The 5609-nt window shown below is 62.8% G+C and carries 6 protein-coding genes and 1 tRNA gene; 3 read left to right on the top strand and 4 right to left on the bottom strand.

Going from position 1 to position 5609, the window contains the following annotated elements; all coding sequences use genetic code 11:
• On the bottom strand, nucleotides 1-1112 hold a 1112-nt coding region (tig, locus tag EN742_RS22180), incomplete at its 3' end, for a trigger factor (protein ID WP_128333273.1).
• A gap of 343 nt (nucleotides 1113-1455) precedes the next feature.
• Between tig and EN742_RS22175 the strand changes: the two genes are divergently transcribed.
• Nucleotides 1456-1538 (top strand) — tRNA-Leu (locus tag EN742_RS22175).
• Nucleotides 1539-1569: 31 nt separating this feature from the next.
• On the opposite strand, the gene EN742_RS22170 is transcribed toward EN742_RS22175, so the two are convergent.
• From EN742_RS22170 to EN742_RS22160, 3 genes are all read right to left on the bottom strand, one after another.
• Entirely contained in the window at nucleotides 1570-3018 is a 1449-nt protein-coding gene (locus EN742_RS22170; protein WP_126054218.1) for an aromatic amino acid lyase, read from the bottom strand.
• 63 nt (nucleotides 3019-3081) lie between these two features.
• Nucleotides 3082-3663, bottom strand: a complete 582-nt coding sequence (locus EN742_RS22165) for a GDYXXLXY domain-containing protein (protein WP_126054217.1) — start codon at nucleotides 3661-3663, stop codon at nucleotides 3082-3084.
• Nucleotides 3660-4778 (bottom strand): DUF2157 domain-containing protein, encoded by a 1119-nt coding sequence (locus EN742_RS22160; protein ID WP_127399813.1) that lies wholly within the window; start codon nucleotides 4776-4778, stop codon nucleotides 3660-3662. Before EN742_RS22160 ends, EN742_RS22165 begins: the two co-directional genes overlap by 4 nt.
• Nucleotides 4779-5011: 233 nt before the next feature.
• On the opposite strand from EN742_RS22160, the gene EN742_RS22155 reads away from it, so the two are divergent.
• Nucleotides 5012-5152: a DUF1127 domain-containing protein gene (locus EN742_RS22155; RefSeq protein ID WP_006335194.1), complete on the top strand. Its 141-nt coding sequence runs from the start codon at nucleotides 5012-5014 to the stop codon at nucleotides 5150-5152.
• A 51-nt stretch (nucleotides 5153-5203) separates the two neighbouring features.
• Nucleotides 5204-5344, top strand: a complete 141-nt coding sequence (locus EN742_RS22150; protein WP_126054215.1) for a DUF1127 domain-containing protein — start codon at nucleotides 5204-5206, stop codon at nucleotides 5342-5344.
• The last annotated feature ends 265 nt before the right edge of the window (nucleotides 5345-5609 follow it).

Raw genomic sequence — 5609 nt, 5'->3', positions numbered from 1 at the left:
GCCGCACCTTCGCCGACGAAGAGACGACGGAAGAAGAGGCGCACGCGGCGCTCCGCCAGGCGCATATATTCCGCGCGCGCCTCTTCTTCCGTCGTCTCTTCGTCGGCGAAGGTGCGGCCGGCGGCTTCCAGATCGCGGTTGACCTGGTTCCAGATGTTGTTGAACTCGGCCTCGACGAGCTTCGAGGGCGCCTCGAACGAATAGGATGCGTCGAGCTGGTCGAGCAGCTGGCGCTTGACCTTCTGGCGCGTCATCGAGCCGAACTGGTTCTCGATCTGGCCGCGCACGATCTCGCGCAGGCGCTCCAGCGATTCCAGGCCGAGGTTCTTGGCCGTCTCGTCATTGATCTCGAGTTCGCCCGGCTTCGCCACTTCCTTGACGGTGACGTCGAAGGTGGCTTCCTTGCCGGCCAGATGCGCAGCCTGGTAGTTTTCCGGGAAGGTGACGGTGACCTGCTTCTCGTCGCCGGCCTTGGCGCCGATCAGCTGGTCCTCGAAGCCCGGGATGAACTCTTTGGAACCCAACACCAGCGGCTGGTCGTTGCCGGCGCCGCCGGAGAACGCCTCGCCACCGATCTTGCCGACATAGTCAATGGTCACGCGGTCGCCTTCGGCTGCCTTGCCGGTCTTCGGCTCATAGCTGCGCGCCGATTCCGCGATGCGCTTGACCTGCTCGTCGATTTCCGTGTCCGGCACATCGAACACCTGGCGTGTCACCTTGATGTCGGAGAAATCCTTGATCTCGATCGCCGGGATGATCTCGTAGTTGAGGCGGAACTCGAAATCGGCGCCGCCGGCCAGGATCTTTTCGGCCTCTTTCTCGTCCTCGGTCATGATCACTTCAGGCTGCATGGCGGCCTTCTCGCCGCGCCCGGTGATGATCGAACGCGTCGAATCGTTGAGGATCTCGTTGACGACCTCGGCCATGAACGACTTGCCGTAGACCTTGCGCAGGTGCTGCACCGGCACTTTGCCGGGGCGGAAGCCATTGATGCGAACCTTGTTGCGGGCATCCGTAAGCCGCGCCATCAGCTTGGCTTCCATGTCACCGGCCGGCACGGTGATCTTGATCTCGCGCTTGAGACCGGAGTTGAGCGTTTCGGTGACCTGCATCATAAAACCTTTGTTCTCACCCATGAGACTGCCAGACGGCCCATGCCGCTTACAGCCTGCCGGTATAATCTTGCCGGGAATGGCTTTTGGTAACGGAAACTTGCGGTTTGACCGCTAAAGCGGCTCAAAGCCTTTCCAAACTGCGTTCCAAAATGTGAATAAGTCTTTGTTTTTCCTACTTCTTATCACATTCTGTAGAAGCGGATCGTCGCGTCCCGTCACATTCGACACGCCTTTTGTCACAGGCCAGCCTAATTTTCAACTATCTTCGCATTCAGGCGGTTGAGGGTCATTTTGATCGCGACATTGACAGAATGATGGCTACATGGGATTGCCGGGCGACGCGGGTATGGCGGAATTGGTAGACGCACCAGATTTAGGTTCTGGCGTGAAAACGTGGGGGTTCGAGTCCCTCTACCCGCACCAGCCCATCGGCTGACAAACCGAGTCGCCACGGTCACGTCTCGAAGACCTTGCCGGTGAACCATTCGCTCAATCCCGCCAGTTCAGGACCGAGCACGCGGTCGGCCCCGACCGCCGGTACGATGGTCCTGACGTCGGCAACGAACGGCTGCAGCGCAGGCGGTGCCTCGCGGCCGGTGACGTGAAGGGCCTGCGAGGCGATCATCGCCAGCATCGCCATCGCCGCGTCGAGGCAGCGGCCGGCGGTCGCCTCCTTGGTCCAGGCGAGGAACGCCGTGGTCGCGACATCGTCCTGGCCGGCACCGGCAGATTCCGTTCCTGGGATGAAGGTGCGTTGCGCCGCGAGCTTCGCCTGCTCCAGATAACCGGTGATCGCCATCGGCACATAGCCGACATTGCCGTGGCCGTCGCTGTCGGCCCAATGCCGGTCCGTCATCAAAAGATCGGGCAGCAGGGAGACCTTACCGTTCAGGAGCTTCGAGGCGTGGCGGTCGCAGAGCAGGCAGACGTCGGCCCAGATCGCTGCCAGATCGTCGAGCGCAGGCGTGGCCATCGCATTGTGATAGCCGCCGGTGCTGATGCAGCGCCCGAGCGGATACGCCTCGTCCGGCGGTACGTAGACCGGATTGTCCGAGATCGACGCCAGCGACACGGTCGCCGCCCGTTCCGCGCCGGAAAGCGCGCGATGCGCCTGGCCAAGCACGCGCGGCACGATGCGGTAGCTGACCGGCGCCTGGTAGTTGCGCCGTCCGTCGCCGGCGCCGGTGAGATATTCCCTCAAACCTTGCAGCGCTGCCGCCTCGTGTTCGTCGCCCCAAAGCCCGTCGAGTGCGGCGTCGTAATGTTCGAGCGGTGCGCGAAAGGCTTCGATCGACAGCGCAAACACCTTGTGCGCGAGGCCGATGCGGCGGCGCGCCGCGAGCGCGGCGTCCGCCACCAGCGCCGCCGCGCAGGGCGAGCCATTGATGAGCGATCCCCGCTCCTTGACCTCCAGGTCGAAGCGCGTCGAAAGCCCGGCGAACAGCGGATAGAGAGCCAGGATCTCGCCGGCGCCGCCCTGGCCCTGCGACGGCACGATCGGCATCGGCCCGCCGTCCAGCATGGCGGCAACAGCTTGCGCGATGCGCGGCGAGGTGGCGGCATTGCCTTCAATGAAGTTGGTGAGACGGGCAAGCACGATCGCCCTGACCACGCGCTCCGGCAGCGGCTCGCCGAAAGAGGTCGCGGCAGCGAACGCCTTGATGCGCGCATGGCGGTCGCGCTCGTCACGCTCGAGCTTGCGGCTCGCCAGTTCGCCCATCGCCGTGGTGACGCCATAGATGATCGGTGCGGGATCCGTCTCGATGAGACGCAGAAACGAGGCGCGGCATTCCTCGATCCGACGCAAAGCCTTGTCGCTAATCCGCACCGGCTCCTTCCGCCAGGCGACACGAAAGACCGCATCGAGGTTGATGTCTCCGCGCGCCGTCAGTTCAATTGTCATGCTTCACACTGCTCGGACGGGAGATCCAAGGTTTTCGCGAGATGCGCACGGGTGCGGCCGCCCCTAGTAGAGCGGCTCCTCGAACAGCGTCTTGTCGCCATCCATCAACGCCTTGACCTGCGGTGTCCCGTTTGCGGCGATGGCGACACGGACGGCGAACGGCCGCACCCGCATGTCGTTCTGGATCGCCATGCCCTCGCCTTCCGGCAGATAGAAGCGCTCGATGCCGTAGTCCGGCGCGATCGTCGCTTCGGGCTCGCGCAGGTCCCAGCCATCGGCCACCTGCCCGACGATGTCGACCTCGTCGGAGGCCGCAGGCATCGGTGCGGCATCAAACCAGGCTGCGCTCGGCTGCCAATAGCCTTCGACGCCCTGCTTCAACCTGACGACGAGCTCTGAGTCGTTGCTGGTGAACTTGCCGGGCGGAATGTTGGCGATCAGCTTCACTGGGATGCGCGAGATCTCGTAGCCCAGCACGATATAGTCGCCGCGCAGAAGATCGCGCGGATCGATCGGCTCGACCTTCAGGAGGACCTCCTTGCCATCCCGCAGGATTGCGGCCCTGCCGACGATGATCCATCCGAGGAAGCCGATCTGGACGAGCGCCAGCAGCAGCGCCGAGATGATCAGTCTTTTGCCGGTCATGCCTTGGCTCCTTCGGTGGTCGGCGCGTTCATGCGTTTTTCGACGCGGATGATGACCAGCGCCATTATGCCGAGCAGCACTGCAGCGGCCAGGAAGAAGCCGGCGGTGCCAAGCATCGACTGCAACATCACCACATAGATGATGGCGAGCTCAAAGGCGAAGCCGGCATAGGCGACCCAGCGCAGGCCCCTGCTCTCGCGGCCACCCAGCATGATCGCCGCGACAATGGCGGCAAGCGCGACCGCCGAGGCAATGGCGAAGGCGCCATTGTAGCTCGCCTCGTCGGCCAGTTCGAACTGGATCATCGCCATGCCGGTGAGGAAGCCGATCAGCGCGTGCAGGGGCAGCCGGCCGCCAAGCTGCACGATTCTGTCGACCGGTGCGGCGGCGAAGACCGCGGCGGCAAAAAGTAGCGCCGAAACGAACGTCAGCGGAACGGAGACCTGCAGCGTGTTGTGATCCATTGACAGCAGCACGAGATAGAAGAGGACCGACAGAATGATCAGATGCCGCGCCGCCCGGCTGCGGGTCCAGAACGAAATCGCGAACAGCACCAGCGCAATGGCTGCGAAGAGATGGGGAAATTCCGAGCGCCGGAAAAAACCGCCCCATTTGAGAAGCAGCCAGGCGTCGGCGATGCCGAGGGAGGCGACGGTGAGCGGGTTCGAGCGCAACGCGACCGCCGCCAAGGCCGTGCCGGCTCCCCATGTGAGCAGCGCCGAGGCCTCGTCGCCTGTCAGGTGGTACATCTGGCCGATCAGCGCGATCGAACCGCCGAAAGCGGCCGCCGCCACGATCCACAGCGCCTCGCCGATTGCCCCATGGTCGCGTGTCTTCAGCACCGCGCCGCCGACGTAGCCGGCGACGATGACGGCGAACAGCGCCGCGACGCGAACGAGCCGTGGGATGGCTTCCCAATTGGCGGCGACGAAGATCAGGATAGCGGCACCGAACAAAAGCGCCGCCATCATCGCCAGGATCGACCCGAAGCTCAGCGACCTCCGCTCATTGGCTTCGACATCGCGCGTCAACGCCTCGGCTGTCGGCGTATCGATCAGCCCAGCCTGCCGCCATCGGGCGATGTCGGACCTGACCCGCGACGCATAACTCGCCATGCCTTCCCCCTGCCCTCGATCTTTTTCCAGCCCACACGGTCAAACCGTTGACACCACGGCATTTTCGGATTCGGGCTTCTTTATGTCGAAGCCGTGAATGGCCGTTAGTGTTGCATTGCACAATTTGCATTGCTGCCATGCGCCAATGGCACTTTTAAATCGATATGACCCCACCTATTTTCTGTTCGTACACAAACGGAATGACCCGAACGAAAGACGAAACGAGCACTACCATGAACCTGATCCGCAACTACCGCAACTGGCGCCGCTACCGGGACACCGTCTCCGAGCTGAGCCGCCTGTCGAACCGTGAACTGACCGACCTCGGCATCAGCCGCAGCGACATCCACTACGTCGCTCGCAAGGCGGTCTAATCCGCTTCGGGCCGCGAATGGTCCGAACCAGTTTTGAAGAAGAGAACGACAATGAACCTGATCCGCAACTATCGTAACTGGCGCGTTTATCGCGAGACGGTTACCGAGCTGGGTCGTCTGTCGAATCGCCAGCTCCATGATCTCGGCATCGTCCGTGACGAGATCAAGATGGTCGCCCGCAAGGCGGTCTAAGTACAAGAATTTCGCCAGGGTCGACCTCCTCCCCGACCCTGACGGATACGGCCAACCCTTACCTCCTCCCAAGGGTTGACCACTGAAACGGCGCCCGCCGGACCTCCTCCCCCGGCGGGCGTTGTTCCCGAAGCGAACATTGTTCGTCTTTCGAAGCGAATGCAGTTCGTCTTCCAAAGGTTTCGCCCCTTTTCAAACGGCGAAAGGAATTTCGTCAGAGCCGACCTCCTCCCCGGCGATGACGAATACGGTCGATCTTCACCTC

It is taken from the genome of Mesorhizobium sp. M4A.F.Ca.ET.020.02.1.1, assembly GCF_004022645.1.
In the GTDB taxonomy this organism is placed as follows: domain Bacteria; phylum Pseudomonadota; class Alphaproteobacteria; order Rhizobiales; family Rhizobiaceae; genus Mesorhizobium.
The sequence above is the reverse complement of the archived record's forward strand: the minus strand, read 5'-3'. Positions and strand labels throughout refer to the sequence as shown.

Coding starts and splice junctions, on each gene's coding strand:
- EN742_RS22160 (WP_127399813.1), bottom strand. CDS start 4,778: ATGGCGAGTTATGCGTCGCGGGTCAGGTCCGACATCGCCCGATGGCGG.
- EN742_RS22150 (WP_126054215.1), top strand. CDS start 5,204: ATGAACCTGATCCGCAACTATCGTAACTGGCGCGTTTATCGCGAGACG.
- EN742_RS22155 (WP_006335194.1), top strand. CDS start 5,012: ATGAACCTGATCCGCAACTACCGCAACTGGCGCCGCTACCGGGACACC.
- EN742_RS22170 (WP_126054218.1), bottom strand. CDS start 3,018: ATGACAATTGAACTGACGGCGCGCGGAGACATCAACCTCGATGCGGTC.
- EN742_RS22165 (WP_126054217.1), bottom strand. CDS start 3,663: ATGACCGGCAAAAGACTGATCATCTCGGCGCTGCTGCTGGCGCTCGTC.